The sequence below is a fragment of the Pseudoflavonifractor sp. 524-17 genome (assembly GCF_009935845.1).
Classification (GTDB): Bacteria; Bacillota; Clostridia; order Oscillospirales; family Oscillospiraceae; genus Pseudoflavonifractor_A.
Genome location: NZ_QWEK01000042.1, coordinates 1 through 16575, shown reverse-complemented (window position 1 = coordinate 16575; position 16575 = coordinate 1). Strand labels below are relative to the sequence as shown.

Here is a 16575-nt window from a genome sequence, read left to right as displayed (position 1 = left end):
GGGATTGTTCCCCAGGTATATTGAAAGCCCGCCTCTGAACGTGTCAGCGGCGGGCTTACCGGGCGCGGGCGGCGGTTGTATACACAGCATTCAAACAGCCGCCCGGCCGAACGGCCATAGAGTTACCCCGGTATTCGGAGTATCTGTGGGATTGCGTTTTGACGAAAATGCTCCTATAATGGAAAAAACGTCAAGGAGCGCGGTATGAACGAGAATGACAAGAAGCTGGCTGGAAAAGTCCACTCAGCCATGTATCTCCAGTGCCGTGAGCGGGGCTATGCCGCTCCGGTGGATGTGCTGATGGCAGTAGGCTTTCTCTCCAAAAAAGACTATGAAAACTGGCGCTTTGGCCGGGTTCCCTATCTGGAGCGGGTCTGCACCGCCAACCTGCGCAAGCTGTCTCTGGTGATGCACCAGATGCGAGTTTACGCCCAGAAAGCGGGGTTGGCACCCTCCTTCTGCTGCTATAAGCAGTGGGGGACCAGGAAGAAAAACGGCCAGGGCCGCAGGAGCGTCATTTCCCTCCGGTTCAGCAAGAGCGGCGATCCAGACATTGAGCGGTGGTACGCCACTCATTTTGTTGATAAGAAGCGGGTTGCGCAGTTAAAGGCGGAGCGGCCGCAGTCCGTTCAGGCGGAGGCTCCGCCGTCTGAGGGCGGCGCTTCCAGCTCACAGCAGGTATAGATATCGTCCGGCTTTACGGCCAGCCGGCGGCTGAGAAACTTTGTGACATCAAAGGTGTTCCTGGGGTCGGCGTCAGACAGATATTTGTACTGCGGGTGCTTGGTGATATCAAACTTGTCGGAGAAGAAGGGCCGGACGCCCTGTACCTGCAAGATACATTTCCCGTTGTCCATCACCGCCAGCTCGTCCACGTCCATGAGGGCCCTGCCCAGCTTTTGGCGGTTCAGGGAGTGGGAGGTCTCCCGCCCCCGGCTCTCGCCGGTGTTATCGGTGTCGATGGTCTCCTTGCCCAGGGTTTCCGAAATCTCTTTCAGGGTGCTGCGCTCCTTGCCGCCCAGAAACAGGACGCAGGAGCAGTTGCCTATGATGGTTTCCGCGTGGTCCTTGTAGACCGCTTTGAGCTGGCTTTGGGTCTGCACCACGATATGGGCGGAGATCTCCCGGCTTCGGATGACGGAGATCAGGTGCTGGAAGTTGGGGATTTTCTGGTTGGCGAACTCGTCCAGCAGACAGGTAACATGGGTGTTCAGTGCGCCGCCGTTCTCCAGAGCCTTGTCGCACAGGACGTTGAACATCTGGGTATACACCATGGCCGAGATGAAATTGAAGGTCATGTCGGTGTCTGACACAATGCAGAACAACGCCGTCTTCCGGTCCCCCAGCTTATCCAGCTCCAGCTCGTCCCCCTCCATCAGCTCCCGTACCTCCTTAATGTCAAAGGGGGCCATCCGTGCGCCGCAGGAAATAAGTATGCTTTTCGCCGTCTTGCCCGCCGCCATTTTATACTTCTTGTACTGGCGCACGGCGAAATGCTCCGGGTCCCGGTTTTCCAACCGTTCAAACATCAAATCCACGGCATTTTTGAAGGTTTCGTCCTCTTCCCGCACTTCTGAGGCATTCAGCATATCCAACAGGGTGATCATGTTTTTCTCCTCCGCCGGGGCCTCGTACCAGATGTACGCAATGAGCGCCTGATAGTACAGGGCCTCGGCTTTGGCCCAAAAATCCTCGCCGCCCTTGCTGTCCTCGCCCTTGGTATTTTCCATAATGCAGTTGACCAGCTTCAGAATATCGTTCTCACAGCGGATATATTGGAAGGGGTTATACCTCATGGATTGCTTAAAATTGATGGTATTGAGTATTTTTATCTCATATCCACCGCGCCGGAGCATATTTCCACATTCTTCCAATACAGTGCCTTTCGGGTCCGTGCAAATATAAGACGCGTTCATCTGCATCAAATTTGGCTTAATATGGAAACGAGTCTTACCAGAGCCGGAGCCGCCAATCACCAGCACATTTTTATTGATGTTATACTTGGGGTTCTGATTGCGGCCCACCATGACGCGCTCGGTCTGGGTCAGAAGAATGTTCTGGTCAAACTTGGGGCTGATGAACGGGCGGATATCGTCCGCTGTCCCCCAGCGGGCCGATCCATACTCCCTGCCGCGGCGGTATTTCCTGGCGTTTTGGGCCTTGAGCCAGACCGCCGCCCGGACGCACAGCGCCCCGGCCAGTCCCACGAGAAGATCCTGTGGGTGGAAGCTGGGCAGGGGGCTGCGGGAGATGATTGCGCCCAGGCTGGAGACCGCCCCCATGCCTTTGGCAATCAGATCCGTGCCCGCCGCCAGCCGGTAGCCCTCCCCCGCGCGGTTGAACAACCAGAATACAAACAGATAGGGGAAGCTGAGCAGCAGAACTCTCTTCCAGTCAAGTCTCACCACTCTGCCGCCCCCCTGTCCCGGTTTTCACCATGTCCTTGGCCTCATTAAAATGGACTTCCTCCTGCATCCGATTCACCTCTTAACTCATGCGGAGAGAAAAGGCGGTCAGCGGACATCGCCGCCGTGGTCATGACCCTGCGCCGCCTGACGGTTGGCCTCCTGAATGGCAGTACGCAGACGTTCCCGCACAGAGGCTTTCTCCGGGGGCGGTGTGGGTTCTGCCAGTGGAAGCCGCTCATAGGCATTGCTCTCTTTCAACAGCTCACGGATGGGAAAGCTGTACTCATGAGGATTTTCTTCCCAACAGAGATTGGCCGCCGCCAGAGGGTCGGCAAATTTCAGAAGGGCCTCCACCTCGGCAGAATCAAACTGATGTACCGTTTTCAAGTAGCAGTGCAGTTCGGCCAGACTTTGCAGATGGTACACATCCGCAATGCCAGGTCCCTCCCCAGCAGAAAGGCTTTTCGCGTGGTTCAAAAGACTCTGATCCAGCTGATCCAGCAGTTTCTCTTTTGCCCTATACTCCGCAAACAGTTCCATTTTAATCACCTCCTACAATATAATTACGGTAAAAGGCACGGCAGACAGCCGTGTCTCATTTTTCGTTTCATGGCCCGCCCTAGGCGAGGGATCTGAACAAAGCCGCGCAGCAGGCATTTTTTCCGGCCAAATCTCACCGCTCTGCCGCCCCCTTATCCCGGTTTTTCACCGTGTCCCTGGCCTCGTTCTTTACCAGCTCCTTAAAGTGGGCCAGCTGCCGCCGCAGGGACGGTTTTTCCGAACTACGGCGCAGGGTTTTGGCGGCATACTCGGCAAAGGCTGCGTTGAGGGCGTCCGCGTCCCTGGCCTTGAAGAAGACCAGATACTTTCCCTGGGCCGGGTCCTTTTTCAGCGCGAAATCCACGCCGTACTTCCGGGCCGTATGCTCGAAGGACTTGATATTTTTTTCGGTAATCTCAATGTTCTGCACACCCTGCCCCTGTCTCACAAGCTGCTTGACGGTCTGCCTGCCGTGGTGGATGTGAGGGTTTTTGGACTGTGCCAGATAGCTTCGAATGGCCCATTTCAGCAGATTGGCGGTCAGCCGGCCGCCGGTCTTTCCCATGCGGATCGCCAGCGCCACGGTCTTGTCCCGCACCTCGTCCTGCAAGGGGCACCCCTCCTTTCAGCAGCCGGGCCACCCCTCTCGGGGTGACCCGTAGCGCACGCTTTAATATCCGGTACGGGGCAGGGTGGATGGCTTGCCGTACACCGCCGTCACCCAGCGGGAGATGGCCTGCACCCACTTGCCGTTGTACGTGCCGCCCACGTCCGCCACGTTGACGAAGGAGACGGCGGCGATGTGTTTCAGGGCGGTACACCGCAGTATGGGCTTCTCCACCTGGGAGAACTTTGCGGGAGCCTGGCCGAACACGAACATAATCTCCGTGACGCGCTCGTTGGCGGCCAGCCCCAGCGCCGCCGGGGACGCCGCCAGGGTGTAATTCTTCGCCGTGCTCAGGCTGTCCGCCAGGGTGCGGGGCTCCCCGCCGTTGACCCGGTAGGTGATTTTATAGGTGCCGGGGAAATTGTAGGTGCCTGTGACCACCGTATCCAACTGCACCTGGGCGGGGAGGGTGTCCCGCCAGTAAAAATTCTCCAGCCGTACATTAGAGGTGTTGGCGATGCCGGAGAAGGTGTAATTCACCGGCTGGCCGGCCATGGCCTCCTTGGGCCCGGTCTTGGTGATGGACACGCCGGTGGTCAGGCTCTGGTTGGTCACTTCAAAGCGGACGATTTGTCCCGGATGCTCCAGATAGGCGGTCAAAACGGTATCATTGACGCCGTAATGGTCCGGGGCTTTCACCTCCCGGACGGTGTAGCGGTCCAGGGGCAGGGGCTTGGAGGCGGCCAGCCCGCGCTGGTCGCTCCGGATGGTGTCCACCACGTTCCCGGCCTTGTCGCAGATCTCAAACACCGCCCCCTCCAGCAGGGTCCCGGCCGGCAGGCCGTTGGTGGGATTGTAGCCGGCGGATTTTTTGGTAATCTGGATCTGCGCGGTAATGGGGGTGTTCTTCCAGGTGATTTCGGTGGTCTCCCCGGGCTTGATGTAGACGGTTTTGAGCTGGGTGTCCACGGCGTAGCCCTCGTTCTCCAGCTCCCGGAGATAGACCTTGCCGGACAGCTCCAGGGTGTCAATATAGGCATAGCCGTCCTGGTCCGTGGTGAACTGGTCCACGGGGTTCATGCTGCCATCGTACAGCAAGAAGGTGACGCCGTGGATGCCCTTGCCGGTCACACTGTCCACCTTGTGGAGCAGAATGCCGGAGAAGGGCCTGTTTTCCACCGTTAACGCGGTGGTTTCACCGTCCTTTACCTCGAAATAGTGGGGGGTGCCGTCCAGCCTGAACTCCTTGGGACAGTCAATTTCCACGGCGTAGTAGTGCCCCGCGTCCAGTTCCTGATACACCCGGCCCTTGGAATCCGTAGTCACGGTTTTCATCAGCCCGCCGTCCATCTTCCTGATCTCAAAGGTGACGTTGGGGATGCGCCGGGTGCGGTCACTCTCGCTCACCTTGATGATCTCCACACCGCCGCTCCGCGTGTTATAAAATGTGACTGTCTGCGTATCCGCAGGGTTGACTTTGACGGTCTGAGTGCGGGTTTCCGTGTCCATTACATATCCAGGCAAGGGCTTCGTTTCGGTAATAACCAGCGTCCCAACCACGCCGGAAATACGGATTTCACCGTTCCGGCCGGTGGTGTAGAGGCCCTTGCTGGAGAGGTGGCCATAATCATCGTCCAGGTAGCTGCCGTCCGCGTAGGTAATCTGGAACTCCACGCCCGCCAGCGGTTTTCCGGTCTGTTTGTCCAGCTTCTTGATGACGATTGTGCCCTGCCTGGCGTTGTAAAAGCGCAGGGTCTGAGCCTCTCCGGCCTTGATTTTGATGGACTTGGGCGTGGTATCCAGGACGAAGCCCTCCAGCGTCTTGACCTCCCGGGCGGTGACGGTAGTGCCGGGCTCCAGATCGCCGATCACAATGCGCCCGTTCTCGTCGGTGATGAACGCGCCATTGCTGCCGCCCACCACTTCGCCGGAGCTGTCTGTCACCAAAAAGGTGACGCCTTTCAGCGGCGTGGTGGTGCCCTCGATGTATTTCTCAATCACAAGGGTGGTGCTGGGGGTGTTGGTGAAGCGCAGGGTCTGGGTGCCGTTGGGATTCACATGGACGGTCTGCGTCCGTGCGGCCTCGTCGATGGTGTAGCCGGGGATGGTGGCCGTTTCTGTTACAACCAGCGTCCCAACCACGCCGTTAATGATGATTTTGCCGTCCTTATCCGTGGTGTAGAGGCCGTTGCTGGAAATCTGCCCGTTGGCATCCGGGACAAATTCGCCGGTAGAAGTCGTGACCTTGAAGGTGACGCCCGCCAGCGGCTTGCCGGTGAGGGAATCCCGCTTATCAATCACCAGCGTACCGGCCTTGGAGTTCTTGATCACCACGGTCTGCGTATCGCCACCCTGCCCGATGACCACATTGGTGCTGGGGCTGTCCATGACATAACCGACAGGGGCCTTGATTTCATTGACCACATACGCGCCGGGGGCCAGATTGGTGATTCTGATTTCACCGCTGCTGTCGGTGGTGAAGATGCCGTTTTGGGTTAAGGTAGAGGAGCCAATCACGCCGTCCAGTCCCACCTCGCAGCCTGCGGCGGTGGTAATGCGGAACTGCGCGCCGGGGAGGGGCTGATCCGTGGCGCTGTCCCGTTTTTGGATAATCAGACTGCCTTTTGGCTGGTTTTTGAAGGTGAGGGACACGGTTTTGCCCGCCTTAATCTGAACCGTCTGGGACTGGGTATCCAGGATAAAACCGGCAGGGGCGCGGGTCTCCGTCACCACAACGCTCTTGCCGGGTTTCAGGCCGGGAATGCGGATTTCTCCGTGCTCATCGGTTCTGAAAATGCCGTTCGAGTCGCCAATCAGAGTGCCGTCCGCATAGGCCACTTTGAACTCCGCATTTTGCAGGGTAACGCTGGGATTTGTTGCGCAGACTTTCCGGATGAGCAGCGCCCCGTCCGGGGCGTTGGCAAAGCGGACTGTGATCACGCTCTGCTCCCCGCTGTCCGCCAGCAGAATGGTCTCGGAGGACTGGATGATGGAGTAGCCGTCTGCGGGGTCCACTTCTTCAGCGACGTATGTCCCTGGCTTGAGCCCCGTCCAGATGGCGGTTCCGTTCTTGCCAGTGACCTTCGTGCCAATCACAGTGCCACCGGTGCCGCTGGTTCCGCCCAGATATTTCAGCTGGAACGTGCATCCCGGCAGGGCTTCCCCGGTCACACTGTCGTACTTCTCAATTATTATCGCGTTAAGCGGCACATTTTCAAAGGTAATTGTTTTGCTTTCGCCGCCCTTGATATAAAACTCCTGGGTTGCCGGTTCCTTGATGGAAAAGCCTGCGGCGGGCTCCAGCTCCGTCACCTTGTACCAGCCGTCCCGGAGGTTGTCGATGACAATCTGGCCGTTTTCATCGCTGAAATAGGCGCCCAGACTGTTGAGTTCCCCGGTATTGGTGCTGTTGGAGCCGTACCAGACCTCAAACTTGGCTCCCTGGATGGGGCTGCCGGTCACGCTGTCTACCTTGTGGATGGTCAAAGTGGGCCGCTTGTGGTTCTCAAAATAAACCGCCCTGTCCCGGTTGGGATAGAGCGTGACCAGCTGGGGGGCGGCGTCCAGGAGCCAGGGGGCGGGGACGGATTTCTCGCTGATCTCATACACCCCAGGCAGGAGGTTTTCCAGCTCCGCCTTGCCGTCCGCGCCGGTTTTGACCTCGTTGACGCTGTGGCCGTCCGCCGCTTTCACGAGAAAAACAGTGTTGGGAATGGGCTCGCCAGTGTCTGCGTCCCGCTTGTAAATGGTCAGGTTGGGGCGTTTCTGATTCTCAATGGTAATCGTGCTGGTCTTGCCGGGGAAGAGCTCCACATGGTACTCCTTGGGGTTGAGGATATGATCGGAAACCGTGGCGGTCTCTTTGACCGAGTACACCCCCGGCTCCAGGCCGGAGAGGTTGATTTCCCCGTTTTCATCGGTAGTGCGGTCCAGATAGTGGGTCCCGTCCTCGATCTTGGCAATGCGGAAGGTGACGCCCTGTAAGCGGGAACCGCCTGAGCTCAGCTTGACCAGCCGGAGGGAGGGCATGGGCGTGTTGGTGAACACAAACTCCGCCGTCTCGTTGGGCCTGAGCTGAATGGTACGCGCGGCATCGTCCAGCAGATAACCCGCCGGGGCCTCCAGCTCCTTCACCTGATAGGCCCCCGGCTCCAGCGCGGAGAGGTCGATTTCCCCGTTCCGGTCCGTTACAAACTCGTTTTTGTAGCTGCCGCCCACCTGGGAGATCTCAAAGCGGACATTGGGAATGACTTTGGAGGGGTCCGTGCTGTCCACCTTTACCAGCCGCATTCCCGGCTTCTGGTCGTTGGTGAAGATCAGCTCCTTGATGCCACCGCCGGCGGTGAGGAGCACCTCCTGGGGCGGGGCAATGAGGTGGGTGGTGTTTCCCGTGTCCACCTCCACCACCCGGTACGTGCCGGGCTGGAGGTTGGTGAGCAGGATCTCCCCCAGGGCGTCGGTCTCATAGCGGCCGATGGAAACGGTGTCCTGGAAGATCTCAAAGGTGACGCCGCTCATAGCTGCGTGGGAGGCGGCGTCGTATTTGGTGAGCTTCAGGCCGGGAAGGGCGCTGTTTTTCAGCGTATAGGTGACGCACTCGCCGGTGGCCACGGTAGTGGTGTGAGTCTGGGGGTCACGCTCCCAGCCCTCCGGGGCGGCCAGTTCCTGGATCTCATAGGCCCCCGGGACCAGCTCTGTGAAGGTATAGGAGCCGCCGGTATCGGTGACGCCAGTGTAGGTCTTCCCGGATTCGATGTGCTTGATCTGGATGCGGGCCCCGGCCAGGCTGTTGCCGGTGGCCCCGTCCACCTTCTCAATGCGCAGGTCCCCATAGGGCGGGTTGTGGTAGGTGAGCCGGGCGGTCTCGCCGGGCCGGACGGTGACGGTCTTGGTGGGCTCATCGTCCAGCAGGTGGTATTTGGGCGGCGTGACCTCCCGGACGGTATAGCTGCCCGCCTTGGGCGCGGGGACGCGGATTCTGCCGTCCGCTCCGGTGGTAAAGACGCCCATCACATCCCCATCGGGGCCCTTGACCTCAAAGGCGGCCCCCTCCAGGGGGAGATCGGTGCCCTGCTCGTACTTGACGATCTCCAGCTCCCCGGACTGCGGCGGCTGGCTGGGGGGCGGCGTCTCCTCCGGAGTGGGGTCAGGGGCGTACCGGCTCACTCCGGAGCGCAGGAGGGAGGTCCTGGGGTCGGTGTCGCAGAGATAGTTCTGGAGGGGGCCGTACTCGTCCGCCTCCTGGCACACCGCGTAGAAGACGGCGTACTGGTAGACATCGGCGGAGAGGGAAAACTGGACGCTGCCGCGCTTGCCCTCCACGCTGGCGGCGGGATAGAGCACCTTGAACTGGCCCTGAAACACGCCGGAGCTGCCTGCCACCTTCAGTGTGGTAATATCCTTGTTGTCCATGTCCGCAATGCGGGTTCCGGAGGGCACGTCCCCCTGGAGCGCGATGTGGACGGCGTACTGATTCACCCAGGTGTCCGAGGTGACGGTAAACACCTGCTGCAAATAGGCCGCGCCGTCAATGGTCACGGGATAGGCGGTCTCCTGGTCCGCGACGGCGGCGAGCCGGGGCTGGGGGATGCTGTTCCAGGCCATGCCCCGGTTGTAGATGTCCGCGGCGGCGGCCTTGATGCGCTCCGCCCGGTCCCGCTCCGCCCCGGTCAGAGCAGGGTTGATGGTCACTTTGGAGATGTCCCACTCCGGGATGAGATAGCACCACAGGGCGATCTTGCCCGCGTAAAACGCCTGGTGCAGGCTGTCCAGCTTCAGCTCGGCAAGCCCCCGGTGGGGATAGCAGTTGGCGATGATGCCCACTACCTTGGGGTCCGCGGCCTTTTCGTCGGCAAGATACTCGATGGATTCCCCTTTTCCCACCGTCTGGGGAACGCCGTAGAGGTTCGGGTTGACGCAATAGGCGGGAATTTCTTTTTCCTCGCCTGTGGTTTCATCTGAATAAAGAAAATAAGTATACTCCTGTGTCTGCACCTTCCCATTGACGGCCAGATAGGCCATAGGGTAGCCGCCGCTGTAGATGTCCACCTTGCCAAGGGCCTCTCCTGGCGTGCTGGCAGCCTGGACCGCGGGGCAGAGCAGCGAGAATAGCATTGACAGGGCAAGAATCATACTGGTCAATCGCTTCATTTGCATACCTCCTGAATCATTTGGAAAATGCAACAGCCCGGCTGTCTTATAGACAGTCGGGCTGTTATCATATTAAGGACCTCAATATCCCTGCACATTATATTTGGTATATAGGAACTTTCCGTCTTTGAACACATCCCATGCCTCTACTGCGAAGGTCGCCCCCGGCGCGGAGTAGAATACCTGGGTGAGCTGATCCTCTCGCCAGGGCCAGAAAGGCTGGACGCCCTTTGTGCCGGTGATGCTCAGTTGCAGCCGGAGGAACGGATTGCCGTCTTTGCCCAGCTTTAGCTTGCCGTTCTCCCACAATATGGGGCAGTTGGGGATACAGTTGTAAATGGTATACTGCATCCGGCGGGTCTCGTAGAGATTACGGATAAACAGGCGGTCGCCGTGCTCTGTCTGAAAGTGCCGGACCTCCGCCTTGGGCAGCTCCAGCTCCGGGAGCTGGCTCCAATCCCAGGTGGGAGAGGGCAGGGCTTCCAAAGGGCCGGAGGCAAACATACTCTTGTCATAGAGGCTCATGTCTGTAATCTCATAGACGGTCCCATCGTCGCAGAGCACCTGATCGCCCTCCTTCAGAACCAGCCGTTCATCGGACTGGGGGATGGTGATCACGCCGGAGGTCTGGGCAGGGGCAGGCGTGGGCGTAGGCGTGGGGACCGCTTCCATGTACGGGTTTTTCGTGTCGATACGGACGCTGTTGGTGGTTCCGTCGTAGGTGACGTTGAAATCCACCGCCCGGCCCACGTCCCGGAGCTGCACGTAGTTGTGGCCGTTGATGGCGTAGGCTTCCAAATTGACGCGCTGGCCGTCCACATAGAAGGTCTGGGCGGAGGGCTCCGCCAGCAGCCCCGCCGCCGCTGCCACCGTGCCGCCGAAGCAGAGTGCGCCGCACAGAAAGCCGAGGAAAAACTGGAATCGTTTCATTTTCTCTACCTCCGATATTTTGTGTGTAAATTACCCCATAATAAGTATACTATAAAATATCAGAAATGTCAACAACTTTCTGTGCGGTACAGCCTCTTAAATTTCCACGCCCTTCACGCACCACCGGTAGGCGCTCTCGTCGCGGACGCAGGTGTAGAGGGTAATCTGGTTGTCCGGTGTGGCGGCGGTTCCGCTGGCGTCCGTCTCCCTGACCTTGGATACGCTGGTGACGGCATAGGTGCGCTTGCCCAGCTTGGTGGTCAGGGTGATGGTGTCCCCGATGTTCAGGGTGTGGATTTTGCCGAAATGGTTGGTCACACCCCGGTTATGGGCCGCAAGTACCACATTTCCGGCCCAGATGCTGGTATCCTTAAAATGGCCCGCGCCCTTGGCCAGGGCCGCGCTGTCCGTCCCCTCGTAGATTTTGACGCTCAGGCCAATGGCGGGGATGTTCAGTGTCCCCAGATGGCCCCCGGAGTAGCGGAGATCGGATGTAACCTTTGTAAAGCCGGTGGTCACAGGGGGCTTTCCGGTCTCCAGCTTGGGATAGGTGATGATCACTTCGGAGCCGCCTGCCGCAGTGGAAGAACCGCCGGAGACTGTCCCCGAGCCGCTGCCTGCGGCGGCGGTCAAGCCTCCGTCCAGCCCGCCTGGGACCAGATTGGGGGTCAGGGGCTCGCCGCTTTGGGGCAGATAGCTGGTGGGACTGCCAAAGCCGGGCGGGATGAGGGCGGCGTCCTTGCTCCGATCCACGTTGACCGCCTGTTCCTGGAAAACTATCTCCTGGCTGGTGGGGCGGGCGGTCAGGCCGTCCGCTGGCGCGTCCACGCTGTAACTCAGCGCGGCGGCCTGGGTGGCGAGCAGAGCGGTACAGGCGGCTGTCAGGGCAAGCATACTCAAAATTCGCTTCATGCGGACGCCTCCTTCCCCCTTGCTTTCCGGGCCAGCCACAGCACCGCCCCCAGAAACACAGCGCCAATTCCTGTGAGGACCAGCAGGGGAAGCGGGTCCACGGGGCCGCTGTGTTCCACGGCGGTATCCGCAGTGGGAGATGGCTCCGGCTCTGGGGTGGGCTCCGGCGTGGGCGTGGGAGCGGGCGTCTGTTCGGGAACCGGCGCTGCTTCCGCTTCCGGCTCCGTGCCGCCGAAGACGGCGGTATACGTCACCACGTCGCAGCCCGGCTTGGCCACCTGGCCGGTGTAATTGGCGGTGACGGTGTAGCCGGTGGCGTACCGGCTGGTGGCCGTGCCGGTATAGGTGGCGGCGGCGGTGTAATGCTCCCCGTCGCTGGACCACTGGACATCCGCCAGGGTCAGGGTTTTTCCGCTGTCTGTGATGGTCTTGGGCACCAAAGACAGGTCCGCGCCGGAGAGGTTGGGATAGCTCCGGGCGGCGGACAAGTTCCGGGTTTTGCTGGCGTAGCCCTTGACCTGGATTTGGATGGAGGTGTGGTCCAGGATCAGCGTCCCGGCGTAGCCGTCCTCCGTCGCCGCCTCCCGCTGGCCGTCCAGCAGCTTCAGCACCTCAGACAACTCCCCGGTGGCGCTGTCCAGGGTGACGGTCTCTGTGTGGGCCCGGGTGTCCACCCCCACCTCGTCCTTCCGGGTCAGGTCCAGCAGGCGGTATACCAGCCCGTCCCGCTCAAACTCCCCGGTGGGGATTCCGGCGGGGTCGTCCGCCAGGGAGAGCTGGTACACCTTGCGGATGCGGGGGCTGTCCCCCTCCAGGTAGGTCTCCACCGAAGTGGGATAGTGCCGCTCCACCGCCAGCGCCTGGGGTGCGGCCGCGCCCACTGCCAGCGCCGCCGTACACAGCAGCGCGGCGATTCGTTGTTTCATATCGCTTCCTCCTCTCGCTGTTTTCCTTGTGCTTCCTCCCGGGCGAAGCGGGCCTCCAGCTCCGCCGTGCTCCAATTCTGTTTAAACTGCCCCAGGGGAACGGGGCCGAACATGGCCCGCGCCCGGCGGTCCATGTCCAGCAGCCGTGCCCACAGCTCCGGATGGTGGCGGCGCAGCTTGCGCAGCTCGCCGGTACGCTGGAGGGGGCAGCACCAGCAGGACGCCCGGTGGTAAATCTCATACAGCCCGCCGAAATCAAAGCCCTGGTCGTAGCAGATTTGCAGGGCCTGGGCCTCGGTGATGTTCCATTCCACCAGCGGATAGCGGTGGCTGGGGTCGTCCTTGCCCCCGCTCAGGCTAAGGACGTGATATGTGTTGGTTTTCGCTTCGTTTATCTGTGAATTCCCCCTTTTCTGCAAAAAATGAGCCCTGTAAGGAGCACAAGTCCTTCCAGGGCGGCTTGGTATGGAATACTAGGGCGGAACCAGCAGGCGGCGGAGCAGATGGCGGCTCACAGGGCGCTGTCACCTCCCGGCAGGGCGAAGTACGCCTCAAATTCCCGTTGCTGGACCGCGCTCAGGGACGCAAAGTGGTCTCCCTCGAAGCTGCATAGCAGGAAGGTTCCGGCTATAAAATCTCCCTTGTCTGTGGGGTTCTCCCGGTTGGGCATCAATTTTTGGCGCTTGCCCTCGCCGTTGCAGATGAGCATCACCCGCTGGGGCAGGTAGCACCCGGCTTCGACGGGCCCGCCCACAATTTTCTGAAAGGCTTCCAGCGTGTCCGGCACCCGGGCCAGGTGGGGATTTTTTCCGGGCTCCACCACCAGAATGTCGATTTCTCTTTCCATAAAATTCCTCCTTTTCGTGCTAGAACCTGTATTCATAATCGGGGGACGCTGGATTGCCGTGGGATTTTGCCATTGCGCAAGGGAAAAAAGCGCAGGAATCCTTTGTGTGTTTCAAGATTTTTTGCCGCCGCGCAACGGCAAAAGACCCGGCAAGACAGTGTTCAACGGTTGTGAATACAGGTTCTTATTGTCCAGCGGCGTACCACGCCAGATCGTGGCTGGCCTGGGACGCGTAATACTGGCTGATGGTGACGGGGGCGTTGTACAGCGCCGCCAGGGTGTACGCCTTGATGTTGCGCACCAGGGCGGTGTTCCGGTTCATGCTCTCCAGGACGTAGGCAATGTGCTCGTGGCTGAGCTTCAAAAACCGGCTCTTCACCACCTCGGCGGCCATTTCCTCCCCGGCGATGCGGACAAAATCCTTCCGGGAGCAGCAGACCTCCACCATCAGCTCCACATAGCCCTCCAGGGTCTCCCCGTCATAGGGATGCTCGGCCAGGAGCTGGTCAAAGCCGATATTTTCTTTGATCAGCATTCGGTATCGGTCCATCTCATCCATCCGTATCCGGCCCTTGGGCCTTCCGGGGTCCCCACCGCAAACCAGCGAAGCGTTTGCGGTGGGGAGAGCCGGAGCAGCGCAGTGAGTGAGCTTTGCCGCTTGCGGCGAAGCGAGGGATGCGGAGCTTGTGACGGCAAGGGTCGGGGGAAGGATGGATGGATCAGTCTCGTTCCAGTCAGTATCGTTCTTCTCAGTCTTATTTGCGTCCTCTCCGGGGAAGTCAAGACCGCCCGTTTCGGGATGTGCAGGCTTCCCCGTTTCGGAGGTCTGGACTTCCGGGGCGGGGTGAGGCTTCCGCAAAGCGGAAGTCTGGCCGTCCTTCGGGGACTGGGGCGGTTCCGTTTCCGGCTCCGGATCGGGAAGCGGGGGCAGGACGAAATTCTTCACATAAATGCGGGTGGGACGGCCCTGGCCCTGCTTTTTGCGCTCAATCAGGCCGGTCTGATCCAGTTCCGCAAAGAGCTTGACCGCCTTGTTGTGGCCGCAGTTCAGCATCCCCATAGCGTCCTCCTGGGTGAAGTAGAGGTACACCCGACCCCCGCTGTCCGTCCAGCCGTTCTTTACCGACAGGCCCATGCGGTCCAGCAACAGGCCGTAGAGGACCTTGGCCTCAAGGGATACGCCCTTGTAGCGGGGATCGGTGAGCAGGGTCTTGGGGATACGGTAGAAGCTGTACTGGTCCCCTTCGCTGCCATAGTAGTAGTCCAGGTTCAGATTTGACGGCATCATGACTGCCTCCTTCATTTCTGGCGGAAACCAAAAAAGCGGGCCGGTGACGTTTCATCGTCACCGGCCCGCTTCCGCCGCCTTGTTGATATTTTTCGGATCGCTATGAATGCTGTGTACGCCAGGTCTCCAGCAGGGACACAATCACTTCTTCCATTTGTTGGGCTGTGTAGGACTGGGGGAAGTAGTGTTTCAGCCGGTCCCGTCTGAGCACCACCTGTACAGGCACGGGGCGCTGCTCGGTTAAGATTGCATCCATGACAGCGGCGCTCAGGGTCCCCTCTCTACTGTACTGCTTGATTTTTGCAAGCTGGCTTTTGACAGGAATCACATTCCGCTTTTCCATAACTGCCGCAAGGTCTGTCTGTTCGTTCTCCGGCAGGTCCGACAGGTAATCTGCGGCGGTGCTGACGGCCAGCTTTTCTTCGTCTACTAGCACCAACAGGGGAGGAATCAGCTTGGTTAACGCGATATACCGGGTCACTGTCAAGCCGCAGTTCTCCCCAGCCTCCTGGGCAATCCTATCCCGTGCAGGCAACTTTGGAACGCCGCGTTCTAAAGTGAGATCTCGGCGCTGGCCCTGATGCTTCAACGCTTCCAGCTTCATCCTGTAGGCCCACGCCTTTTCGCTGGGCAGGATTTTCTCCCGCTGGAGGTTGGAGTCAACCATAATAATCGTGGCTTCGTCGTCGTCCAGCGCCCGGATGAGCACCGGCATGGCGGTTTTGCCCGCCAGCTCGCTCCCATGCTTGCGCCGGTGGCCCGCCACAATCTCATAGCCGCCCTCCCGCCGGGGCCGGACAATGCCGGGGACCAGGACGCCGTGCTCCGCGATGCTCTGCGCCGTTTTCTCCATGGCCTCGTCGTCCTTCACCTGGAACGGGTGGTCCTTGAAGGGAAAGAGCTCCGTCAGAGGAACCTCCTGTACTCGTTCCACGCCGTCCTCTCCATGGCCGCCGGTCTGAAACAGATCGTCGAAGCCGGTGAGCTGGATCTTGCCGGCGCTGCTTTTCATGACAGAACCTCCCGGGTCAGGGCGGCGTAGGCGGCGGATACCTTACCAGCAGGGTCGTGGAGGTAGATACTCCGGCCCTCTGCGCTCATTTCCGCCGCGCGAATGGAGCGGGGGATAACGCTGTCAAAAATGCGCAGTTTATCTCCGTAGGCATTGCGGAGCAGCTCGATGATATCCCGGGAGTAGGTGGTCCGCAGGTCCGCCATGGTGATGAGAATTCCCGCGATGCGCAGGCCGGGGTTGATTTTCCGCTTTACGTTGGATATGGTGCGCAGCAGCTGTTCCAGTCCTTTTATGGACAGGTAGTGGGCCTGCATTGGGATCAGGATCTCGTCCGCCGCGGCCAGGGCATTGATGGTCAGCATCCCCAGCGAGGGACAGCAGTCCAGCAGGATTTCGTCGTACTGGTCCCGGAGGCCGTTCAGGTACTCCCGCAGAACCGTCTCCCGGCTCATGGTGTTCACCAGCGTGACCTCCAGGCCGGACAGCTCGATGTTGGCGGGGAGGAGGTCCACCCCCTCCGCCTGATGGAGGATGCCCCTGTCCGGCGGCAAAGGCTCGTCTGAAATGACGCGCCCCAGCAGCTCCGCAAGGGTGTGCTCCATCTGGTCCGGGTGCTGGTAGCCCAGGCTGGCGGTGAGAGAGCCCTGGGCGTCCACGTCCGCCAGCAGGACCCGCTTGCCCTCCCGCGCCAGACCAATGCCCAGATTCACCGCTGTTACCGTTTTGCCTACCCCTCCCTTTTGGTTGCAGATCGCCGTTATCTTTCCCATACTTCCTGTATTCCCTCCTCTTTTTGTGCAAAAATAAAAACAGGACGAAACCAGCGTCCCCCTTGCTGTAGGGGTCTTTCTGATTTAGTCCTATTTTAACAGGCCCGTCCTTGTATTCTTTCGCCTCACCGCCCTTTAACTCGTAACGGCAAAATTCAAATTGACTTTCAATAGAAATGCTG

Annotated in this window: 13 protein-coding genes; 1 reads left to right on the top strand and 12 read right to left on the bottom strand. The window is 59.8% G+C overall.

What is annotated here, in order from left to right; all coding sequences use genetic code 11:
• Positions 1-204: 204 nt before the first annotated feature.
• Positions 205-684 (top strand): hypothetical protein, encoded by a 480-nt coding sequence (locus D1159_RS14055; RefSeq protein ID WP_161846291.1) that lies wholly within the window; start codon positions 205-207, stop codon positions 682-684.
• On the opposite strand, the gene D1159_RS14050 is transcribed toward D1159_RS14055, so the two are convergent.
• The 12 genes from D1159_RS14050 to D1159_RS13995 all read right to left on the bottom strand — a co-directional run bounded on the left by D1159_RS14050 (position 630) and on the right by D1159_RS13995 (position 16393).
• Positions 630-2405: a VirD4-like conjugal transfer protein, CD1115 family gene (locus D1159_RS14050; RefSeq protein WP_161846306.1), complete on the bottom strand. Its 1776-nt coding sequence runs from the start codon at positions 2403-2405 to the stop codon at positions 630-632. The genes D1159_RS14055 and D1159_RS14050 overlap by 55 nt on opposite strands.
• A 108-nt stretch (positions 2406-2513) precedes the next feature.
• Positions 2514-2948: a hypothetical protein gene (locus tag D1159_RS14045; RefSeq protein WP_161846290.1), complete on the bottom strand. Its 435-nt coding sequence runs from the start codon at positions 2946-2948 to the stop codon at positions 2514-2516.
• A gap of 133 nt (positions 2949-3081) precedes the next feature.
• Complete coding sequence (locus D1159_RS14040) at positions 3082-3558, bottom strand: PcfB family protein (RefSeq protein WP_161846289.1); 477 nt, start codon at positions 3556-3558, stop codon at positions 3082-3084.
• A 60-nt stretch (positions 3559-3618) separates the two neighbouring features.
• Positions 3619-9705 carry a SpaA isopeptide-forming pilin-related protein gene (locus D1159_RS14035; RefSeq protein WP_161846288.1) on the bottom strand — a complete coding sequence of 2029 codons (6087 nt, stop codon included), beginning with the start codon at positions 9703-9705 and terminating at the stop codon, positions 3619-3621.
• 81 nt (positions 9706-9786) lie between these two features.
• Entirely contained in the window at positions 9787-10635 is an 849-nt protein-coding gene (locus D1159_RS14030; RefSeq protein ID WP_161846287.1) for a hypothetical protein, read from the bottom strand.
• A 96-nt stretch (positions 10636-10731) separates the two neighbouring features.
• Positions 10732-11547, bottom strand: a complete 816-nt coding sequence (locus D1159_RS14025; RefSeq protein ID WP_161846286.1) for a class D sortase — start codon at positions 11545-11547, stop codon at positions 10732-10734.
• Positions 11544-12473, bottom strand: a complete 930-nt coding sequence (locus tag D1159_RS14020) for a hypothetical protein (protein WP_161846285.1) — start codon at positions 12471-12473, stop codon at positions 11544-11546. Before D1159_RS14020 ends, D1159_RS14025 begins: the two co-directional genes overlap by 4 nt.
• The gene (locus D1159_RS14015; protein WP_347563700.1) at positions 12470-12892 is read right to left on the bottom strand and encodes a hypothetical protein; all 423 of its coding nucleotides are present in this window, start codon (positions 12890-12892) and stop codon (positions 12470-12472) included. The genes D1159_RS14020 and D1159_RS14015 overlap by 4 nt, the downstream gene beginning before the upstream one ends.
• 92 nt (positions 12893-12984) lie before the next feature.
• The gene (locus tag D1159_RS14010; RefSeq protein ID WP_161846284.1) at positions 12985-13320 is read right to left on the bottom strand and encodes a DUF3846 domain-containing protein; all 336 of its coding nucleotides are present in this window, start codon (positions 13318-13320) and stop codon (positions 12985-12987) included.
• A gap of 184 nt (positions 13321-13504) precedes the next feature.
• Complete coding sequence (locus tag D1159_RS14005; protein ID WP_347563699.1) at positions 13505-14608, bottom strand: DUF6017 domain-containing protein; 1104 nt, start codon at positions 14606-14608, stop codon at positions 13505-13507.
• A gap of 100 nt (positions 14609-14708) precedes the next feature.
• Complete coding sequence (locus D1159_RS14000) at positions 14709-15620, bottom strand: ParB/RepB/Spo0J family partition protein (protein ID WP_161846283.1); 912 nt, start codon at positions 15618-15620, stop codon at positions 14709-14711.
• A complete protein-coding gene (locus tag D1159_RS13995; RefSeq protein ID WP_161846282.1) occupies positions 15617-16393 on the bottom strand; it encodes an AAA family ATPase in 777 nt (258 codons plus the stop codon). The genes D1159_RS14000 and D1159_RS13995 overlap by 4 nt, the downstream gene beginning before the upstream one ends.
• Positions 16394-16575 lie beyond the last annotated feature (182 nt).

Excerpts from the sequence above, each read along its gene's own strand:
- D1159_RS14005 (WP_347563699.1), bottom strand. The coding sequence starts at position 14,608 with ATGATGCCGTCAAATCTGAACCTGGACTACTACTATGGCAGCGAAGGG.
- D1159_RS14010 (WP_161846284.1), bottom strand. The coding sequence starts at position 13,320 with ATGGAAAGAGAAATCGACATTCTGGTGGTGGAGCCCGGAAAAAATCCC.
- D1159_RS14020 (WP_161846285.1), bottom strand. The coding sequence starts at position 12,473 with ATGAAACAACGAATCGCCGCGCTGCTGTGTACGGCGGCGCTGGCAGTG.
- D1159_RS14000 (WP_161846283.1), bottom strand. The coding sequence starts at position 15,620 with ATGAAAAGCAGCGCCGGCAAGATCCAGCTCACCGGCTTCGACGATCTG.
- D1159_RS14025 (WP_161846286.1), bottom strand. The coding sequence starts at position 11,547 with ATGAAGCGAATTTTGAGTATGCTTGCCCTGACAGCCGCCTGTACCGCT.
- D1159_RS14030 (WP_161846287.1), bottom strand. The coding sequence starts at position 10,635 with ATGAAACGATTCCAGTTTTTCCTCGGCTTTCTGTGCGGCGCACTCTGC.
- D1159_RS13995 (WP_161846282.1), bottom strand. The coding sequence starts at position 16,393 with ATGGGAAAGATAACGGCGATCTGCAACCAAAAGGGAGGGGTAGGCAAA.
- D1159_RS14055 (WP_161846291.1), top strand. The coding sequence starts at position 205 with ATGAACGAGAATGACAAGAAGCTGGCTGGAAAAGTCCACTCAGCCATG.
- D1159_RS14045 (WP_161846290.1), bottom strand. The coding sequence starts at position 2,948 with ATGGAACTGTTTGCGGAGTATAGGGCAAAAGAGAAACTGCTGGATCAG.
- D1159_RS14035 (WP_161846288.1), bottom strand. The coding sequence starts at position 9,705 with ATGAAGCGATTGACCAGTATGATTCTTGCCCTGTCAATGCTATTCTCG.